General features: G+C 59.6%; 11 protein-coding genes and 1 pseudogene. 5 read left to right on the plus strand and 7 right to left on the minus strand.

Going from position 1 to position 19,222, the window contains the following annotated elements; translation table 11 throughout:
* Nucleotides 1-52: 52 nt before the first annotated feature.
* The gene (locus LY631_RS12835) at nt 53-1,534 is read right to left on the minus strand and encodes an outer membrane beta-barrel protein (RefSeq protein WP_274425903.1); all 1,482 of its coding nucleotides are present in this window, start codon (nt 1,532-1,534) and stop codon (nt 53-55) included.
* Nucleotides 1,535-1,782: 248 nt separating this feature from the next.
* On the opposite strand from LY631_RS12835, the gene LY631_RS12840 reads away from it, so the two are divergent.
* A complete protein-coding gene (locus LY631_RS12840) occupies nt 1,783-2,778 on the plus strand; it encodes a KpsF/GutQ family sugar-phosphate isomerase (protein ID WP_274425815.1) in 996 nt (331 codons plus the stop codon).
* Between the two features lie 8 nt (nt 2,779-2,786).
* On the opposite strand, the gene hemH is transcribed toward LY631_RS12840, so the two are convergent.
* The 3 genes and pseudogenes from hemH to galU all read right to left on the minus strand — a co-directional run bounded on the left by hemH (nt 2,787) and on the right by galU (nt 6,616).
* Nucleotides 2,787-3,842, minus strand: a complete 1,056-nt coding sequence (hemH, locus tag LY631_RS12845) for a ferrochelatase (protein ID WP_274425816.1) — start codon at nt 3,840-3,842, stop codon at nt 2,787-2,789.
* Between the two features lie 164 nt (nt 3,843-4,006).
* Nucleotides 4,007-5,617 (minus strand): annotated as a pseudogene (locus tag LY631_RS12850) (bifunctional metallophosphatase/5'-nucleotidase); the annotation flags it as partial.
* Nucleotides 5,618-5,740: 123 nt separating this feature from the next.
* A complete protein-coding gene (galU, locus tag LY631_RS12855; RefSeq protein WP_274425817.1) occupies nt 5,741-6,616 on the minus strand; it encodes a UTP--glucose-1-phosphate uridylyltransferase GalU in 876 nt (291 codons plus the stop codon).
* A 217-nt stretch (nt 6,617-6,833) separates the two neighbouring features.
* Here galU and LY631_RS12860 point away from each other — a divergent pair, with 217 nt between their 5' ends.
* Nucleotides 6,834-8,015, plus strand: a complete 1,182-nt coding sequence (locus LY631_RS12860) for a lytic murein transglycosylase (protein ID WP_274425904.1) — start codon at nt 6,834-6,836, stop codon at nt 8,013-8,015.
* 22 nt (nt 8,016-8,037) lie between these two features.
* Complete coding sequence (locus tag LY631_RS12865; protein WP_274425818.1) at nt 8,038-9,345, plus strand: DUF459 domain-containing protein; 1,308 nt, start codon at nt 8,038-8,040, stop codon at nt 9,343-9,345.
* 17 nt (nt 9,346-9,362) lie between these two features.
* Here LY631_RS12865 and LY631_RS12870 read toward each other — a convergent pair whose 3' ends face one another.
* The gene (locus tag LY631_RS12870; RefSeq protein WP_274425820.1) at nt 9,363-10,817 is read right to left on the minus strand and encodes a glutamate synthase subunit beta; all 1,455 of its coding nucleotides are present in this window, start codon (nt 10,815-10,817) and stop codon (nt 9,363-9,365) included.
* 60 nt (nt 10,818-10,877) lie between these two features.
* A complete protein-coding gene (gene gltB, locus LY631_RS12875) occupies nt 10,878-15,608 on the minus strand; it encodes a glutamate synthase large subunit (protein WP_274425821.1) in 4,731 nt (1,576 codons plus the stop codon).
* 488 nt (nt 15,609-16,096) lie between these two features.
* Between gltB and LY631_RS12880 the strand changes: the two genes are divergently transcribed.
* On the plus strand, nt 16,097-17,149 hold the full coding sequence (locus tag LY631_RS12880; protein WP_445082878.1) for a threonine aldolase family protein: 1,053 nt from the start codon (nt 16,097-16,099) through the stop codon (nt 17,147-17,149).
* Nucleotides 17,150-17,319: 170 nt separating this feature from the next.
* Here LY631_RS12880 and LY631_RS12885 read toward each other — a convergent pair whose 3' ends face one another.
* Nucleotides 17,320-17,793: an Hsp20 family protein gene (locus tag LY631_RS12885; RefSeq protein WP_274425822.1), complete on the minus strand. Its 474-nt coding sequence runs from the start codon at nt 17,791-17,793 to the stop codon at nt 17,320-17,322.
* A gap of 390 nt (nt 17,794-18,183) precedes the next feature.
* Here LY631_RS12885 and LY631_RS12890 point away from each other — a divergent pair, with 390 nt between their 5' ends.
* The gene (locus tag LY631_RS12890; RefSeq protein WP_274425823.1) at nt 18,184-19,158 is read left to right on the plus strand and encodes an alpha/beta fold hydrolase; all 975 of its coding nucleotides are present in this window, start codon (nt 18,184-18,186) and stop codon (nt 19,156-19,158) included.
* The last annotated feature ends 64 nt before the right edge of the window (nt 19,159-19,222 follow it).

The raw sequence follows: 19,222 nt of genomic DNA on the forward strand, positions 1-19,222 counted from the left end.
CGGTCAGATCGGACGATAGCCTTTTTCCTTGGTACAGGCTCAGTCAGGTGCCCTACCGCTGGAACCTCATGCCGACGAAAACGCTCGTGGTATCGTAATCACGACCCGGCAGATCGCTGGTCTGCCTCTCATGCCGCAGCCGCCCCGTAAGGCCGGCATAGCGGTTGAGCCACCAAGTCAGAACGGCTTCGCCGCTAAGGATGAGATCGTGCCCGCCACCGGAGTAGTCTCGGTAAGCCGCGCCGAGAGCAGCCTCACCCGTAAGATTGGCCCGCATCTGGCGTTCAAGCCTCAGCGTAGCAGAGTGCAGCAAAGAGCCGCTTTCACCGGGATCCGAACTCCCCTCGACGCCGGTGCGTGCATCGAGGGCTACGATCGTTCCGCGCATGGGCGACCAGGCCAGGCTGGCATCAAGGGACGGGCCGGAGACAGCATCCAGCCGTGAGTCGTCGAAATCTTCGCGGACCCAGCCGGCGGAAAATTCACCCGAAAGCTTTTCCCGGAAATCGAGTGCAACGCCGGCGCGTGCCTCGATTTGCGTTGCCGAACGCTCAAAGCCTGCGCTGTCACGCTTTTCATCGTAAATACGTCGGCCGCCTATGAGTTCGATAAAGGGGGTAAGCGCTGGCGACAGCGCATACCCGCCGCGCAACCGGAGAAGGGCGAGCGTCGAGTTACGATCGTCTTGGGACAGCTTGTCACCATTTTCGAGGCGGGCATCGCCATAATGATCACGCGAGATTTCACCCGTCACGCCGAACAGCAGCGGCCCCTCCACCTTTTCAAACCCGAGCGAACCATCGATCGTATGAAGAAAAGGCTGCCGCTCCACCCCCACGGCCGCCAGCGGCGAAGTGGCGGACTCGCGCTCGACGGCATAGGCCAGAGTGCCCCGTGCCAGGTAGTCCGCTGAGAGATCCAGCTCAAGAAGCGCATCCACGCCGCCCTCGAAATCCGAAATTTCCCTGCCGGCGAATGACTTGTCGTACGTGCCCGACGCGTTAATCCTGCCCCTGTGCCGCGCCCAATCGGATTCGGCCCTCAGACCGATGGTTGTTTCGGAAAGAACTGCTTCACGGCCTCCGGGGCTGTCGGTCGCGTTAGAGGTCCATCTCAGCCCCTGCTCCAGCGTTGAGAACAGCAAAAAGGTACCAAACCTGATGCCCAATGGAGCATAAGGGTCTTCCTCTACGATACCGCCCCCGCCCCCAATGGCTGCGACGCGCGTGTTCATCCGATCGGCGCCTAGCTGCCTGCCACGCATTTCATTCGAAGCATCGCTCTCATCGAAGGACCCAAGTGTATCCGAATCTGCTGCTTCCTCTTCCAGCTCCTCGGAAACCGACACGTCATCTAGATCGGTGAATTGGGCGCCAAACGGGTCACCGGATTCGCTGGCCGGATCGTCGCCAGCCCAGGTGTTAGAGGTCGTAGGATGAGTGGTGCCGGTTGGCAGGGTATCAAGTGCCGCATTCTCCTGCGCAGCGACAAGCGCGGCATTTACCGCATCCTCCTCGACTGACCCGCGCAACACGCTTTCCTGCGCTTGGCCAGATATCGCGGAACAGAGCAATCCTGCGATTGCGCCGGCGAGGATGTTCATTCCGTGTTTTTTGCCGATAGCGCCGGACATAACCACCTGAGGTATTCACGGCGCACTCCCGCGCCAGGGTAACCAGACGGTAAAAGCTCTTGGTTAACGCAAGGTTGAATGCTGCTAAGAGACCGCCATCCGCAAACAGGATTGGACATGGCGGGAGGAAAGCGCTAAGCGCGTTGCCGATGCAGAAGAAAGCGACCGAGAAGCTCAATCCGAGCGAGGCAATCGCCTCCGCCGCCCGCACGCTGAAGGCGGAGCAGGATGCACTCGCAGCCCTTTCCGAGGCGCTCGACAACGGCCTCTCGCAACCGTTCGCCAAAGCTGTCGAAACGATTTCCGGGCTTTCCGGCCGTGTCATCGTCACGGGCCTGGGCAAGAGCGGGCATATCGGCTCCAAGATTTCAGCCACATTGGCGTCCACCGGAACACCGGCCTATTTCGTCCATCCCGCCGAGGCCAATCATGGCGATCTCGGAATGATTACACCTGAGGATGCGATCCTCGCCATCTCCTGGTCGGGAGAAACCGCCGAGCTGAAAGGAATTGTCGCCTATGCGCGGCGCTTTTCCATTCCGCTGATTGCAATCACATCCGGTCCGGAATCCACGCTGTCGCGCGAGGCCACCACCGTTCTATGCCTTCCGAAAGTCACCGAAGCCTGCCCGCATGGGCTAGCGCCCACGACGTCGACGCTGTTGCAGCTCGTCATCGGCGATGCGCTGGCCGTGGCGCTGCTGGAGGCACGCGGCTTTACGGCAGATCACTTCCGCACATTACACCCGGGTGGGCAGCTCGGCGCCAATCTCACCCGCATCGATGACATCATGCACACGGGAAATCGACTGCCGCTGGTGTCAACGGGCACGAATATGCGCGAAGCCATCATTGAGATATCGCGCAAGGGCTTTGGATGCGTCGGCGTCGTTGACGGGAATGGACGATTGTCCGGCATCATCACCGATGGCGATCTGCGCCGTCACATGGACGATGATATTCTCTCCATGACGACGGATCAGGTGATGACGCGCAATCCGAAGACGGTTCCTCCCGAAACGCTTGTGGCGGCCGCCCTGCAGATCGTCAATTCCTCAGCCATCACCAACCTGATGGTGGTGGAGGATGGCAAGCCCGTCGGCGTCGTCCACCTGCACGACCTGTTACGGATCGGCGCGGCCTGAGATAGCGCTCAGATCCAGCCTGAAAGCTCGCGCCGCACTAGGTGTTCAATTACGCGCATGCCGTCGTCACTGTCATTGAGGCAGGGAATATGGGTGAAATTCTCCCCCCCCGCCGCGCGAAAAATGGTTCCCGCCTCCACAGCGATCTCCTCCAGCGTCTCCAGGCAGTCGGAAACGAAGCCCGGATTAAAGACGGCGACCGACTTTACCCCCTCGCGCGCAAGGCGCTCGACCGTTTTATCGGTATAAGGCTGCGTCCACTCTTCCGGTCCGAAACGGGATTGAAAACAGGTCAGTAGCTTTTTGTCGTCCCAGCCGAGCCGCTCACGCAAAAGACGTGAGGTTTCATAGCACTGTGCTTCGTAGGGATCGCCGCGCTGGACATAGCTTTGCGGGATCCCGTGATAAGAGGCGATCACCTTCTCGGGCTCGAAGTCGAGCGTTGCCAAATGACCTTCGATCGAGCGGGCCAAAGCGTCGATATAGACGGAATCGCCGGGATAGGACGGTATGGTTCGGACAGCCGGCTGAAAACGCATCTTCGCCAGGGCTTCGAAGAACTTATCGTTCACCGTCGCCGTCGTGGTGGCAGAGTATTGCGGATAAAGCGGAAACATGACGATACGGTCGCAACCCCGCTCGATGAGGCTATTGGTCACCTCCTTGATGGCAGGTTTCCCATAGCGCATCGCCCAGTCGACAATAATGTTCTCGTGATCGGCAAGCGCAGTCGCCAGCCTCTCACCCTGGGCTCGGGTGAATGTCCGCAAGGGAGATTCGTTGCGCTCGTTGTTCCAGATCTTTGCGTAAGCCGCCCCGGATTTGCTCGGTCGTCGACTCAGAACGATGCCGTAGAGCACTGGATACCAGATCGCGCGTGGCCACTCGATTACACGTCTGTCGGACAAAAACTCGGCCAAGTACCGGCGCATCGGCCAGTAATCGGTGCCTTCCGGCGTTCCGAGATTCACCAGCAGCACGCCGATTTTACCGGTCTGCGGCCCCGAATTGCTGGAACGCCGGCTGGTCTCTTCCCGTAGGTTCTTCTGCGTTTGCTTGCTCATAATCCGTTCAGCCCGTTTCCCATCACTTGGGAATGTAGAGCTATTGAACCCCGCTGTAAAAACAATGCCACCTCTGGCCGCAGGCAACAAAAGAACCCCGCCCGAGAGGCGGGGTTAAAGCTGCTGGAGGTCCCGTTCAGCTAGGGATACAGGATTTAACCGTCAGACGCACCTGCCTCGGAGATGCGGCCGTCCGTGTAAGGCTCGTAAGGCTGATTCTCTACCAGATAGTCGGCCACAACCTGCTCGAGCCCAGGACCGTAATCATACGCGTTTTCGCCCTTCTCGGCGAAAAGCGCGTATCCGTCGCCGCCGTTGCGCATGAAGTTGTTGGTGGCGATGAGGTAGGTCGCGTCCGGATCGAGAGGCGTCCACTCATCGTCTGTCCGGACTTCGACATTCGAGATCCGACCCTCACCCGGTGCAATTGACGGATCGAAGCTGTAGCGCAAACCCGCAACCTGCGGGAAACGGCCAGCCCCCTCCTCAATTGCGCTCACCCCACTTTCGAGCGATGCGAGGACGTCGGCACCGCTGAGTTCGAAGGTCGCAAGCGTATTCTGGAACGGCAGAACCTCCAGGACTTCGCCCATAGTGACGTCGCCCTCGTCGATCGAGGCGCGCAAGCCGCCGCCATTCGTGATCGCGAACTGAACGCCCTGGTTCTGCGTGCGCGCCAACATAGCGTCGGTCACCAGATTGCCCATCTGGCATTCGCCGGCACGGCAGCTCTCCCGGCTGCCATCGATACTCGAGACGGTTTCGGCAACGACCTTGGTCTTCAACTCCTCGATGGGACCGGCGAGTTCCTCCACGCGGGCGGCAACCTTCTCGTCTGGCTCGACGGAAGCATCGATGAGATGAACGTCGCCGGTAGCCTCCGTCACGACGCCGCTATCGTCGAATACGACCTTCAGTTCGCCCAGATATTTCGAATATGAGGCCGCCTGCACGACCGGAACCTGATACCCTTCCGGGTTATCCACCATTGTCGGGTACGGACCTTCCGCTCCTTCGATGGTGTTGGACAGGAGCGTGTTGGTATGCCCACCGACCACCACATCCACGCCTGGGATCTTGGCAATGGCTTCAAGATCACGCGGGTAGCCTACATGCGTAAGCGCAATAATCTTGTTGACGCCCTCGGCTTTGACCGCCTCAATCGCCGCCGTAATACCCTCGACATCCTCGATTATCGAAACATGCTCGCCCGGCGATGATAGCTCGGCCGTATCATTCGCCACGGCGCCGACGATGCCGACCTGCTCGCCACCCACATCGAGGATGACGTATTCCTTGACGCGATCGCCAAGTGCGGAAGCTTCGCGCGCTTTGACGTTCGACCCCAGAACCGGAAACTTAACCATGTCAAGGAACGCGGCCAAACCGTCTTCGCCATCATCGAACTCATGATTGCCGACAACCATAACGTCGGTTTCCATCAAGTTCAGGAACTCGCCTTCAACAGTTCCCTTATACGTCGTGTAAAAGAGAGAACCCTGGAAATTGTCCCCGGCATTCAGAAAGAGAGTGTTCTCGCCCTCCAATGCATTGCGCTGATCGCGTACCGCGGTCACCAGCCGTGCTGCGCCGCCGAAGCACTTGCCATCGGCGTCGTCCTCGGGCGAGCAGGTGGAGTCGTAAGCGTTGATCGGCTCGATACGACTGTGCCAATCGTTGATATGAAGAATATTCAGCGAATACTCGGCAAGCGCCGGCGCCGCTCCTATGGCCAGCACCGATGAACTTAAGGCGAGGGCAGCAAGCTTTCTCATGACGTTCTCCCGGTCCCTAAAAGTTTTTTGTTATCGCCGCAGCATGTCGGTTTGATAACAGAGATGTTCACACCGGGATCGGCGCGGACGCAAGGAAAACTTGTGCTCTTCCACCGGGGCGGATCACCCGTCCTTGAGGACGCCCTTCAAGAAGCGCGTGAGATAGGGCCTCATTTCATCGCGCTCCATGGCAAAGGCCAGATTGGCTTCTACAAAGCCCTCCGGCGCGCCGCAATCAAAGGTGCGTCCGCGATAGATGTGGGCATAGAATGGCTGCTCCGCGTGCAGTCGCAGCATCGCGTCCGTGATCTGGATTTCGCCACCCGCACCTTGTTCCTGGCTTTCAAGAAGCGAAAAGATCTGCGGTTGGAGAATGTAGCGTCCATTGATATAAAAATTCGAAGGTGCATCCTCTGGCTTCGGCTTCTCAACCATTTCGGTAATTTCGAACCCTGAATGCGTGTCCTTACCACGCCCGACGATACCGTATTTGTGTGTTTGTGAAGGGTCGCACTCTTCCACCGCCAGCACGTTGCCGCCGGTTTGCTCGTAAAGCTCGACCATCTGCTTCATGCACCCTGTCTCGGATTGCATGATCATGTCAGGCAGCAAGAGCGCAAAAGGCTCGCCGCTCACCAGTTCACGCGCGCACCATACCGCGTGGCCGAGCCCAAGCGGAACCTGCTGGCGTGTGTAACTGATCTGTCCGGGCTGCGGCTGCATCGCCTGGAGGCGTTCCAGGATGTCCGTTTTGCCGCGCTGTGTAAGCGTTTCGTAGAGTTCGACCTGTACATCGAAATGATCTTCGATGGCGGTCTTGTTGCGCCCGGTCACGAAAATCAGGTGCTCGATGCCTGCCTCACGCGCCTCTTCCACCACGTACTGGATGATCGGTTTATCGACGACGGTCAGCATTTCCTTCGGCAACGCCTTAGTAGCCGGGAGAAAACGTGTCCCGAGCCCCGCAACGGGGAACACAGCTTTACGAATCTTCTGCATGGAGCAACCTTGAGTTCTTGGGTGGCGGAAGTTCACAGCACAATGCGGAAACGCACCGGCCGTTCCTGCCAGGATAAAGATGGATCCGCCCGAAATTGGGCCAGATTTGTTTTTTATATGGTAAACTCTTTGCTTACCACATTCAGCGATGATGGGGGCCGTATCTATCGGAGATTTGGGGATGCTTTCAGCAAGGATCGCTCGTTTCACTGCCGGTATGTTTCTGGCAGTTACAATTGCTGTTGGGGGGAGCACGTCCGCTCTCGCCGACGCAGGCTTTCAGCAATGGATCGCCGAGTTCCGTTCCGTTGCCATACAAAATGGGGTTTCCGGCGCTGTTTATGACCGCGCCTTTCGAGGCATCACAGCGCCGGATCCCGAAGTTCTCGAGAAGGCTCGTTTCCAGCCTGAGTTCCGGGCCAGTGCCTGGCAATATTTCGATAATCGCGTCAACGAACGCTCGGTTGCCACCGGTCGTCAGCTGGCGCAAAGATGGAAACCTTGGCTTGACCGCATTGAACAGCAGTTCGGGGTCGAACGGCACATCCTGCTCGCGATCTGGTCAATTGAGTCGAATTACGGTGAAGTGCTGAACAACGAGCGCGTTATGCGCAGCCTGCCGCGCTCGCTGGCGACGCTCGGTTACGCTGATCAGCGCCGCGCCAAGTTCGCGCGCAATCAGCTTATCGCTGCGCTCAAGATACTGCAAAACGGGGATATTCCCGAAAACCAGCTCACCAGTTCGTGGGCCGGCGCCATGGGGCATACCCAGTTCATCCCCACAAGCTATCAGGCCTACGCAGTCGATATGGATGGCGACGGTCGCCGCGACATCTGGAACTCCGTTCCCGACGCACTCGCGACTGCGGCCAACCTCTTGCGTAAGAACGGTTGGCGGACAGGAGAAACCTGGGGCTACGAGGTTGTACTGCCATCTGGCCGTAAGTTCCCGGGAGGCACGATGTCACTGAATCGCTGGGCATCCATTGGCGTCACGCGCGCAAACGGGAAAAGCTATCCGCGGCCCTCTGACAGTGCCGAACTCAAGGTTCTCCAGGGCCGCGATGGACCGGCATTTCTCGTAACCAAGAACTTCACCGTTCTGAAGCGTTACAACAACGCCGACAAGTACGCGCTTGCAGTCGGCTTGCTCGCCGATCAGATCGCCGGGTACAGCGGACCCATGCGCGATTGGGGCCGCCCGTTTGAGCCGCTCAGTTATGACGAGACCGAGGAACTCCAACGCCGCCTCGATGCTTTAGGTTATTACAGCGGGCCCATCGACGGCAAGATCGGCGAAGGTTCGCGCAGCGCTATCAAGGCTTTCCAGGCGCGCATTGGCCTGTCACAGGACGGCCATCCGAGCAAGGAAGTGCTCAGGAAACTGCGAGGAAACTAGAGGCTGTCAGGGAGATTTGGTCATGGCCGCGGGTGCACGATCGCTATCACGATGCCTGCGGCCTCTCTCGGTCTTCCTCGGCCTATCCGTCCTCCTTGTCTCAATACCTTCGTTCCAGGGCGATGCATTCGCCCAGGAACTCATCCGAAGACAAAACCTTTTCGATCGCCTGTTCGGCGGGCCGCCGCCGCGGCAGGCTTTGCCTCCACCGGGACGGGACAGACAGGCAGCGCCGAGAACGAGGCAAGCACCGGCACAGAGGGCAGCACCGCGCCAGCGCTCTGCACCGCCCGCGAGGCAACAGTCCCAGCGCTCTGCGCAGCCCGCTAGGCAACAGCCCCAGAGCTCCCGAAACGCGGCCCAGGCCCGCTCTGCGCCAAGCCCGGAGCCAGAGGCGGAAAAGCTTGAGAACGCACACACCGTCCTCATTGTCGGCGATTTCATGGCAAACGGGCTCGCGGAAGGTCTTCAGACCGCCTATGCGGAGTCGCCCGGAACAAGGATCGTTAACAGGAGCAACGGCTCCTCCGGTTTCGTGCGCGACGATTTCTACGATTGGAACGAGCAGCTCGAGCCAATTCTGGAAGACGTTGAACCTGCCGTGATCGTAGTCATGATCGGCTCGAATGATCGACAGGCGCTGACCGTGAACGGACAAAGCGCGCGGCCGCTGAGCGAACCCTGGCGTGAAGTCTATTCCGAGCGGGTTACCGAGTTTGCGCAGACTATCGAAGCCGCCGATATACCTCTGATCTGGACCGGCCTCCCGCCATTCCGTTCGTCCAGCATGTCGTCCGACATGTTGGCTTTCAACGACATCTACAAGAAAACCGTGGAAGCTGTCGGCGGCCAGTTCGTCGATATCTGGGAAGGCTTCGTCGATGAAAGTGGCAGTTTCACCACCACCGGCCCCGACATGAATGGGCAATCCGTCCAGCTCCGCGCCGGCGATGGCATTAACATGACACATGCCGGACGGCGTAAGATCGCCTTCTTCGTTGAAAAACCGCTCAACAGATTGCTTGGTCCAGCGACGGAGCCGGGCCTTGAACAGCTCGACACAGAGATTCTCGTCCTGCCCTCCGAAAGCACGGACGAGCCGCTGGAGCGCGACCGAACCCCGCCCGTGTCCCTTGCTGCACCGCAGATCGGTAGTCCTGAGGAATTGGCAGGAAACACGCCCCTGACCTCCTCCTCAATCACGGCCGATCAGACCCGTTCGGCAGGTCATCCCGGACGCGCCGACAATTTCTCCCTGCGTCAGAACACTTCGCAAGACGCGGCTGAAGAGGAAGAAGACCCGGGGGCGACCTCGCAGCAGATGGAATAGGCTACAACAACGCCTCGCTATCGCGGAAGGGTCGTGCTGCCCATCAGATACTCATCAATGGCTCGTGCTGCCTGCCGACCTTCGCGAATGGCCCAGACGACCAGCGACTGACCACGCCGCACATCACCGGCGGCGAAAAACTTGTCGACGCTCGTGCGGTAATCAAGATCATTCGCCGCCACATTGGTCGACTTGCGGCGGTCGAGGGTTGTCTCAAGCTTGTCGTCCAATTCGGTCAGCACACCTTCACGCGTAGGACCAGAAAATCCTATGGCGATGAAGGCGAGATCGGCCTTGATGACGAACTCGGTGCCCTCGACCGGCTGTCGCCGCTCGTCCACCTCGCAGCATTTCACACCCGTAAGTTGACCGTCCTCGCCAACGAACTCTAGGGTGGCCACCTGAAACTCCCGCTGCGCGCCTTCAGCCTGACTGGAAGACGTCCGCATCTTTGTCGCCCAGTAGGGCCAGACGGTGAGTTTGTCTTCCTTCTCCGGCGGCTTGGGGCGGATATCCAGCTGCGTGACGCGCACCGCGCCTTGCCGGAATGCCGTGCCCACGCAATCGGACGCTGTATCGCCACCACCGACAACGAGGACGTGCTTGCCGTTTGCAAGGATGGGCTCCTCCGGCCAGGCGACGGACTGAATGTCTTCGCCGCCGACGCGCCGATTCTGCTGCACCAGATAAGGCATTGCATCATAGACGCCGTTTAATTCCACACCAGGAATGCCCGCCGGACGCGGCGTTTCCGAGCCGCCGCAATAAAGCACGGCGTCATATTCTGCCAACAGTTCCTCGGCAGGCTTGTCTACACCGACATTGACGCCGCAGTGGAAAGTGACCCCCTCGCCTTCCATCTGCTCGACGCGGCGCTGAACATAGTGCTTCTCGATCTTGAAATCCGGGATGCCATAGCGCATCAGCCCGCCCGGCTGGCTCTCGCGTTCAAACACATGCACATCGTGTCCAGCCCGGCCCAATTGCTGAGCCGCCGCCATCCCAGAAGGGCCGGAGCCAATGATGGCCACGCGCTTGCCGGTCTTCTTCTCCGGCGGTTGCGGCCGTACATAGCCGAACTCATACGCTTTGTCGCCGATCGCCTGTTCGATGGTTTTGATGGCCACCGGAACGTCTTCCAGATTTAACGTGCAGGCTTCCTCGCAAGGTGCGGGGCAGATGCGCCCCGTCCATTCTGGGAAATTGTTCGTGGAATGGAGGTTCTCGATCGCTGTCTCCCAGTCACCGTGGTAGACGAGATCGTTCCAGTCCGGAATCTGGTTGTGCACCGGACAGCCCGTCGGCCCGTGGCAATACGGGATTCCGCAATCCATGCATCGTGCGGCCTGTTTCGAGACCTCCTGGTCCGACATTGGCAGCGTGAATTCACGGAAATGCCGAATGCGGTCCGATGCCGGCTGGTACTTGTTCTCCTGCCGGTCGATCTCGAGAAAGCCTGTAACCTTGCCCATACTCATCCCTTGTCCCTGACGGCCCTCTCAGGCCCGTGACCAGTATTCCAAATAGGTGGCTTATTCAGCCGCGATTCCCATGCGCATGCGCTGCATCTCCTCGAGCGCGCGACGGTATTCAACCGGCATGATCTTGCGGAACTTCGGTCGGTACTCCGCCCAATTGTCGAGAATGGCCCGCGCTTGCTCAGAGCCGGTGAAACGGAAGTGATTGGAGATAAGGTGTGCTAAGCGCTCCTCATCGTGCCGGGTCATGTCGCCCGAAACATCGACGCGGCCCATATGCGCGATGTCACCGCCGTGGTGATGCAGCTTCTCCAGGATCTCGTCTTCTTCCGGCACCGGTTCCAGCTCGACCATGGCCATGTTGCAGCGCTCCGAAAAGTCGCCGTCCTCATCGAGCACGTAAGCGACGCCACCCGACATGCCCGCAGCGAAGTTACGTCCGGTCTGACCGAGCACGACGACGACACCGCCCGTCATGTATTCGCAACCATGATCGCCGATGCCTTCCACCACCGCCACCGCGCCGGAATTTCGCACTGCGAAACGCTCACCGGCAACGCCCCGGAAATAGCACTCTCCCTCGACCGCACCGTAAAGCACGGTGTTGCCGACGATGATCGAGTGTCGTGGTACAATGTTGGCATGGCCGGACGGCCGGATGATGATACGCCCGCCGGACAGGCCTTTGCCGACATAGTCGTTGGCATCACCGTCCAGTTCAAAGGTGATGCCACGGGTAAGGAACGCGCCGAAAGACTGGCCGGCCGTACCGCGGAACCGCATGGTAATCGTATCGTCCTTCAAGCCCTTGTGGCCGTACCGCTTCGCCACCTCGCCCGAAAGCATCGCGCCGGTCGTGCGATCCGTATTGCAGATATGACTCTCGAACGTAACAGGCTCACGGCCCTCCAGCGCCGGTTCGGCCGCCGCTATCAGCTTGCGATCGAGAACACCCTCGATCGGATGCTGCTGACGCTCCGTCCAGCGTGTCGCCTCTCTTGGCGCGTCCGGCTTAAAGAAGATGCCGGAGAAATCGAGCCCCCGCGCCTTCCAATGCTCCACCAGCGTGTGCTTTTCGAGAAGATCCGACTGGCCGATCACATCGTCGAGCTTCGTGAATCCCATTTCCGCCAGCAGATGGCGCACTTCTTCCGCGACATAGAAGAAATAATTGATGACGTGCTCCGGCGTGCCCTTGAAGCGCTTTCTCAGCACCGGGTCCTGCGTGGCAATGCCGACGGGGCAGGTGTTGAGATGGCACTTACGCATCATAATGCAACCCGCCGCAATAAGCGGCGCGGTGGAGAAGCCAAACTCGTCCGCTCCAAGCAACGCCCCGATGATCACGTCGCGACCCGTCCGGAGCCCGCCGTCGACTTGCAGCGCAACCCTGCTGCGCAAGCCGTTGAGCACTAGTGTCTGGTGCGTTTCGGCGAGCCCCATTTCCCATGGAGAGCCGGCATGCTTGATTGAAGTCAAAGGCGAAGCGCCAGTGCCGCCGTCATTGCCGGCAATCGTGATGTGATCCGCGCGCGCCTTCGCCACGCCGGCCGCCACCGTTCCGCACCCGACCTCGGAGACGAGCTTCACGGAAACGTCGCCCTTCGGATTCACGTTCTTCAGGTCGAAGATGAGCTGCGCCAGATCCTCGATGGAATAGATATCGTGGTGCGGCGGCGGCGAGATCAGGCCGACTCCCGGCGTCGAGTGGCGCACCTTCGCGATCGTGGCGTCAACCTTGTGGCCGGGAAGTTGACCGCCTTCGCCCGGCTTGGCGCCTTGCGCGATCTTGATCTGCATCATGTCGGAGTTGACGAGATACTCTGTCGTCACACCGAAACGGCCGCTCGCCACCTGTTTGATGGCCGAGCGCTCCGGGTTCATCGAACCGTCGGTGAGTGGCAGGAATCGGTCGGCCTCTTCACCGCCCTCGCCCGTATTCGACTTGCCGCCGATGGTGTTCATCGCGCGGGCCAGCGTGGTGTGCGCCTCGCGGCTGATCGCGCCGAAGGAAATCGCGCCGGTCGAGAAACGCTTGACGATTTCCTCCGCCGGCTCGACCTGGTCGACCGGGACGGGCTTGCGGCCCGCTCGGTCCGCCGCTTTGATCCGGAACAGACCGCGGATCGTCTTCAGCCGCGCGCTTTCCCCATTAATCAGTTCGGAGAATTCCTGATAATTCTCCCACGACTTCTTGCGCACCGCGTGCTGCAGGGTTGCCACCGCGTCGGGCGTCCAGGAATGTTCCTCGCCGCGGATACGATAATTGTACTCGCCGCCGACATCCAGCGCCGTGCGCAATACCGGATCGTCGCTGAAAGCTGCCGCGTGACGCGCCACCGTCTCCCGAGCGATCTCTTCCAGCCCGACACCTTCGATCCCGGTTGCAGTCCCCGTAAAATACCGCGCTACGAAGTCGGTCTTGAGGCCGACCGCGTCGAAAATCTGCGCGCCGCAGTAGGATTGGTAGGTGGAAATCCCCATCTTGGACATCACCTTCATAATGCCCTTGCCGATGGATTTGATGTAGCGCTTCCTCACCTCATCGGCATCCACCTCGGGCGGGAACTCGCCCTTGGCATGCATGTCGAGAAGCGTATCGAACGCCAGATACGGATTGATGGCTTCCGCGCCGTAACCCGCCAGGCAGCAGAAGTGATGCACCTCGCGCGGCTCGCCTGATTCCACCACGAGGCCGACCGCGGTCCTCAAGCCCTTGCGGATCAAGTGGTGATGCACTGCCGCAGTGGCCAGAAGCATGGGAATGGCAATGCGGTCCGGTCCGATCTGGCGGTCCGACAGGATAATGATGTTGTAGCCACCAGCCACCGCCGCTTCCGCGCGCTCGCAAAGCCGCTCAAGCGCAGTGGACATACCGGGTGCACCCTCTATCGCCGAATAGGTGACATCGAGTGTCTTGGTGTCGAAACGGTCTTCCGTATGGCCGATGGAGCGGATTTTTTCCAGATCGCCATTGGTCAGGATCGGCTGACGCACCTCCAGCCGCTTGCGCCGCGAGTTGCCCACGAGATCGAAGATGTTCGGCCGCGGACCGATGAACGAGACAAGGCTCATCACCAACTCCTCGCGGATCGGGTCGATCGGCGGGTTGGTGACCTGCGCGAAGTTCTGCTTGAAATAGGTGTAGAGCAGTTTGGATCTATCCGACATGGCCGAAATCGGTGTGTCGGTGCCCATGGAGCCGATGCCTTCCTGGCCGGTCGTAGCCATGGGGGGCAGCAGCATTTTGATGTCTTCCTCGGTGTAGCCGAAGGCCTGCTGGCAGTCGAGCTGCAAGACATCCTGTCTGAGTTCGCGCGGTGCCACCGGCTTGAGTTCTTCGAGAATAAGCTGCGTCTGATCCAGCCACTCACGGAATGGATGACTCGTGGCGAGCTTCGCCTTCAGCTCGTCATCCGAGATAATACGCCCTTCCTCAAGGTCGATCAGCAGCATACGCCCGGGCTGGAGCCGCCATTTCGTGACGATCTTTTCTTCCTCGATAGGCAGCGCCCCGGCCTCGGAGGCCATGATGACCCGGTCGTCGTCCGTGACGATATAGCGCGCGGGGCGCAGGCCATTGCGGTCGAGGGTCGCGCCGATCTGACGCCCATCCGTGAACGCGACAGCGGCCGGGCCGTCCCAAGGCTCCATAAGGGCCGCATGATATTCATAAAAGGCTTGGCGCTCCGGGCTCATCAGCTTATTGCCGGCCCAGGCCTCAGGGATGAGCATCATCATGGCATGCGCCATCGGGTAGCCGCCCTGAAACAGGAATTCGAGCGCATTGTCGAAGCAGGCCGTATCCGATTGACCCTCGTAGGAGATCGGCCAGAGCTTGGAAATGTCGTTGCCGAACAGCTCCGAATCGACGGAAGCTTGCCGCGCCGCCATCCAATTCACGTTGCCGCGCAGCGTGTTGATCTCGCCATTGTGCGCGACCATGCGATAGGGATGCGCCAGCTTCCAGGACGGGAAAGTGTTCGTCGAAAAGCGCTGGTGCACCAGCGCCAAAGCCGATTCGAAGCGCGAATCCTGCAGATCCTTGTAATAGGCGCCCAACTGATTAGCGAGGAACATACCCTTGTAGATGATCGTGCGCGCTGACAGCGAGACGGTATAGAATCCGTTTTCGCCGCCACCCGTCTCCTCATGAAGACGCGCCGAGACCACCTTGCGCAGGATGTAGAGTTTACGCTCGAAATCGTCCTCGTCCTTGATGCCATCGCCACGCGCGATGAACACTTGGCGATGAACCGGCTCGGACGCAACGATATCCGGTGCGCTGGAAAGGCCGGAATTATCCACAGGCACGTCGCGGAAACCGAGCAGCACCTGCCCTTCCGCCCGCGTAACATCTGCAATGATTTGCTCGATATGCGCCCGCAACTCGTCATCCGGAGGCATGAACAGATGGCCGACGCCATAGTGGCCCTGGTCCGGCAGCTCGACGCCTTGCTTGGCCATTTCCTCGCGGAAGAAGCGGTCCGGGATCTGAACGAGTATTCCCGCGCCGTCGCCAACCAGCGGATCCGCGCCGACAGCACCACGATGTGTGAGATTCTCCACCATCGCCAAGCCGTCCTGAACGATGGCGTGCGACTTCACACCTTTCATATTCGCGACAAAACCGACGCCGCATGCATCGTGCTCATTGCGCGGATTGTAAAGACCGCGCGCGGTGGGCAGCCCAGTGGAGCCCAGGAGCGTACGTTTGACGGCAGCCGTCCTGGCCTGTACGGCGGGCTTCAGCCCGGTCGCTACAGATGGCGTCATATCCGTCATCGCTTCATCCTCCATACTGGCCCCTGGCGGGGCGTCGGGTCCGATTCGCGACGTCGCTTTGTTAGCGGCGTCCCGTGTGATCTATCGGCACATCTTACGAAAAGCCGGAAGAACGCTGCTTCATCGCTCACGGCGTTCTTCTATCAACGGGCGAATAGACGCAGATGGTGTCCAATGCCCGCCTTATCCGCCATCTTCACAGACGCCGGCGCTCTCTAATTATAGCGCAGAACCAGCGTATGAATATATGCGGATAAATAAGACAGGAGTGCTGTCCTATTTCCTGACATGCCAGAAAACGGCGCGTCAGACAAGACTAAATGAAAAAATCAGCCCTTTGGTGAAACATTATTTCTCCTGCAGGCCGTTTCAAGAAATTTTTCAATGCCGCGCCTATCGGGTTTGGTTCAGCATTACCCTGATGGTGGGGTCTTGCGTCCGCATGTGCAACAAGCGAATCTGGTCTCAGTCAAGTTCGAGGGGTTTTCATGCCGATCAATTTCGCTTCCGACAACTGGGCAGGCGCCCATCCGGCCATCAACAAAGCATTAGCCGCGCAGGACGGTTTCGCAACGGCTTACGGCCAGAGCGAGCTTGACCGCGCGGTGGAAGAGCGCTTCTGCGAGATTTTCGAGCGCGAGGTAGCTGTGTTTTTCGTTGCTACGGGTACGGCTGCCAACTCCCTGTCCATGGCTCTTGTCAATCGTCCCGGCGGCGTGATCTTCACACACGAGCAGGCGCATATGCATGAGGACGAGTGCGGTGCGCCGGAATATTTAACTGGCGGAGCAAGAATTTGCGGCATCCACGGGCCGTTAGGGCGTATCGACTCGGCATCCCTGGACGCAGCTATTCGGCGGTACCCTGCTGAGTTTGTGCATGCAGGCCAACCTATGACCGCCTCGATCACCCAATCCACCGAGATCGGCACGATTTATACCCTGGACGAAATTACAGCAATTGCGGAAACCTGCCGTGCCCACGATCTGCCGCTGCACATGGACGGCGCGCGCTTCGCCAACGCTCTCGTCGCTCTCGGAACCACGCCGGCGGAAATGACCTGGAAACGCGGTGTCGACATCCTGTCCTTTGGCGCCACGAAAAACGGCTGCTGGTGCGCGGAGGCGGTTGTGGTCTTCGACCCGGCAAAGGCGCGCGACATGCCATTCCTGCGCAAGCGCGCGGCGCACCTCTTTTCAAAATCACGCTTCATCGCGGCCCAGTTCGACGCCTATTTCAGCAACGAGTTGTGGCTGAAGAATGCCCGGCATGCGAACGCGATGGCCACCAGGCTTGCCGAACATTTCGAGAATGCAGACCACGTGCGCCTTCTCCGCAAGCCGCAGGCGAACGAGATTTTCGCCATACTGGATGAAGCCGCTGCCAAAAAGCTCACGGACGAAGAAGTATCATTCCACCCCTGGACCATGCCGGAGGATTCGCAGAAGGAGCTTCGGCCGGATGAAGCACTCTACCGCTTCGTCACCTCCTTCGCCACTACGGCCGAAGATGTGGACGCCTTGGGCGCGATACTGGGATAATCAGGCGGATTGCTGTCTTCCGCTTGCGGGGTAAGGACGCCTGCTTCGGGTCGCAAGCCTGCATAACGCGGGAAAGCACCAGCCGACCACCTCCTCGCACAGTTGGCCCGATAGCAAAATGGCGGCGCTTGAAAGCGCCGCCGGCAGGCTTCAGCAGTGAAGGGCCCGCGCTACGCGGCTTTTTTGGACTCGATCTGCTTCGTGTTGTCCGTGGTTGCCCGCGCAATCTGAATGCGCCGCGGCTTCATTTCCTCGGGAACGTTGCGAACCAGATCGATGTGCAGCAAGCCGTCCTTCAACGTCGCGCCCTTCACCTCGACATGATCCGCGAGTTGGAAGCGGCGCTCGAAGGTGCGTGAGGCGATACCGCGATAAAGAATCTCGGTATTCTCGTCCTGCCTCTCCTCGGCTTTTTCGCCCTTGATCGTCAGCACGTTACGATGCGCCTCCAACGAGATATCATCCTCGGAGAAGCCGGCAACCGCCATTGAAATGCGGTAATTATCCGCGTCCGTGCGCTCGATATTGTAGGGCGGATAGGTCTGGCCGCCGTTGTCGAGCTGGCCCATCGAGTCAAGCATAGTAAGAAGCCGATCGAACCCGACGGTCGAACGGTAGAGGGGAGAAAAATCGACATGACGCATGGTCTGTCCTCCTTCTGAGCAACAAAGTTTGCGTTTGGCCTTCCGGAAACCCGCAGGGGCGTTCCCAATTGACCAGCGGCCCCATTTGGCGACCGCACCGAATATATGGGCTGACCCCAAACCTCGTTCAAGATCGGCGGATGAGGAACATGAATGCCACCTGAATGCTTCCTTCGCCTGGCGTTCAGGATGCATCGTTTAAGGTCTCTACGTAGTGGTTCCGGAGCGCTTGCAACCGTCCCTTCCATGCGCTCCGGCAGTACCGGGGGTTGGCGCATTTGCGCTACCCCCGGCGTCTACCATGACCTTATCTCCGCGAAACATTTTGCTTTTCCCCCCGGTGCGCTTTATCACGGTCGCGGATTGTTCCGTCACCCGCGAGCGCATCCCATGACCGAGCTTTTGCGCCAGATTCCGGAAAATCCCGTGCCGAACGGGGCGACGGCCGGCACGATGATCACGGCCGACAGCCGGCGGATTCGCTATGCCTGCTTTTCCTCAGGGGGCGATAAAGGCACGGTCGTGCTCCTCCAGGGACGAAACGAATGCATCGAAAAGTATTTCGAGACCGTGCGCGATCTCGCCGCGCGTGGTTTTTCCACCGCCACATTCGATTGGCGCGGGCAAGGCGGTTCGGAGCGCCTTCTGCGTGATCCCAGGCGCGGATATATCAAGTCATTCGACCAGTACGTTATCGATCTTGACCAATTTTTCCGCGAGGTCGTCCTGCCCGATTGTCGCCCGCCCTATTCGGTACTTGCCCATTCCACCGGAGCCCTGGTTGCCCTTCTTGCCATTCCCGATCTCGTGAACCGCGTGCGCCGGATGACTCTGTCCGCCCCCCTGCTCGACCTGCCCACTCGTGTACCGACATCGCTGATCAGGAAGCTGGCGAATCTGTTTTACCTGACGGGCCTTGGCAGCAGATACATTATCGGCGCCGGCCGGCGCGGCAAGCCGCTGCCCTTTCTGGGCAATTATGTCACAAGCGACGCTGATCGCTATGCGCGCAATCAGGCGCTCGTCCGTGCCTTTCCCGACCTCTTCATCGGCGCTCCGACTGCAGCATGGCTGCGCGCAGCGTTCAAGGCCATCGACCGCGTTCGCGACCCGGCATTCATGGAATCCGTCCGCCTCCCCATCCTTTTTCTGTCGGCCGGTGCTGATCGTGTGGTTTCCACACCTGCCATCGAACGCTATGCGACAGGCCTGCGTTCAGGCCATGTCCTGACCATCAATGGGGCGCGCCACGAACTCCTGCAAGAGGACGATTTTTACCGCGAGCAGGCACTCGCCGCGTTCGAGGCGTTCACAATTCCGCAGCCGGGCAACAGAACCGAAGCCGAACCGACACGGGCGGGGTAGAGCGGCTAAGTCGGCGTTGCTGGAGCTACTCCTCACGAAACCCGCGGATCCTTGGGCCGAAACT

It is taken from the genome of Chelativorans sp. YIM 93263 (genome assembly GCF_028767125.1).
GTDB lineage: Bacteria > Pseudomonadota > Alphaproteobacteria > Rhizobiales > Rhizobiaceae > Chelativorans.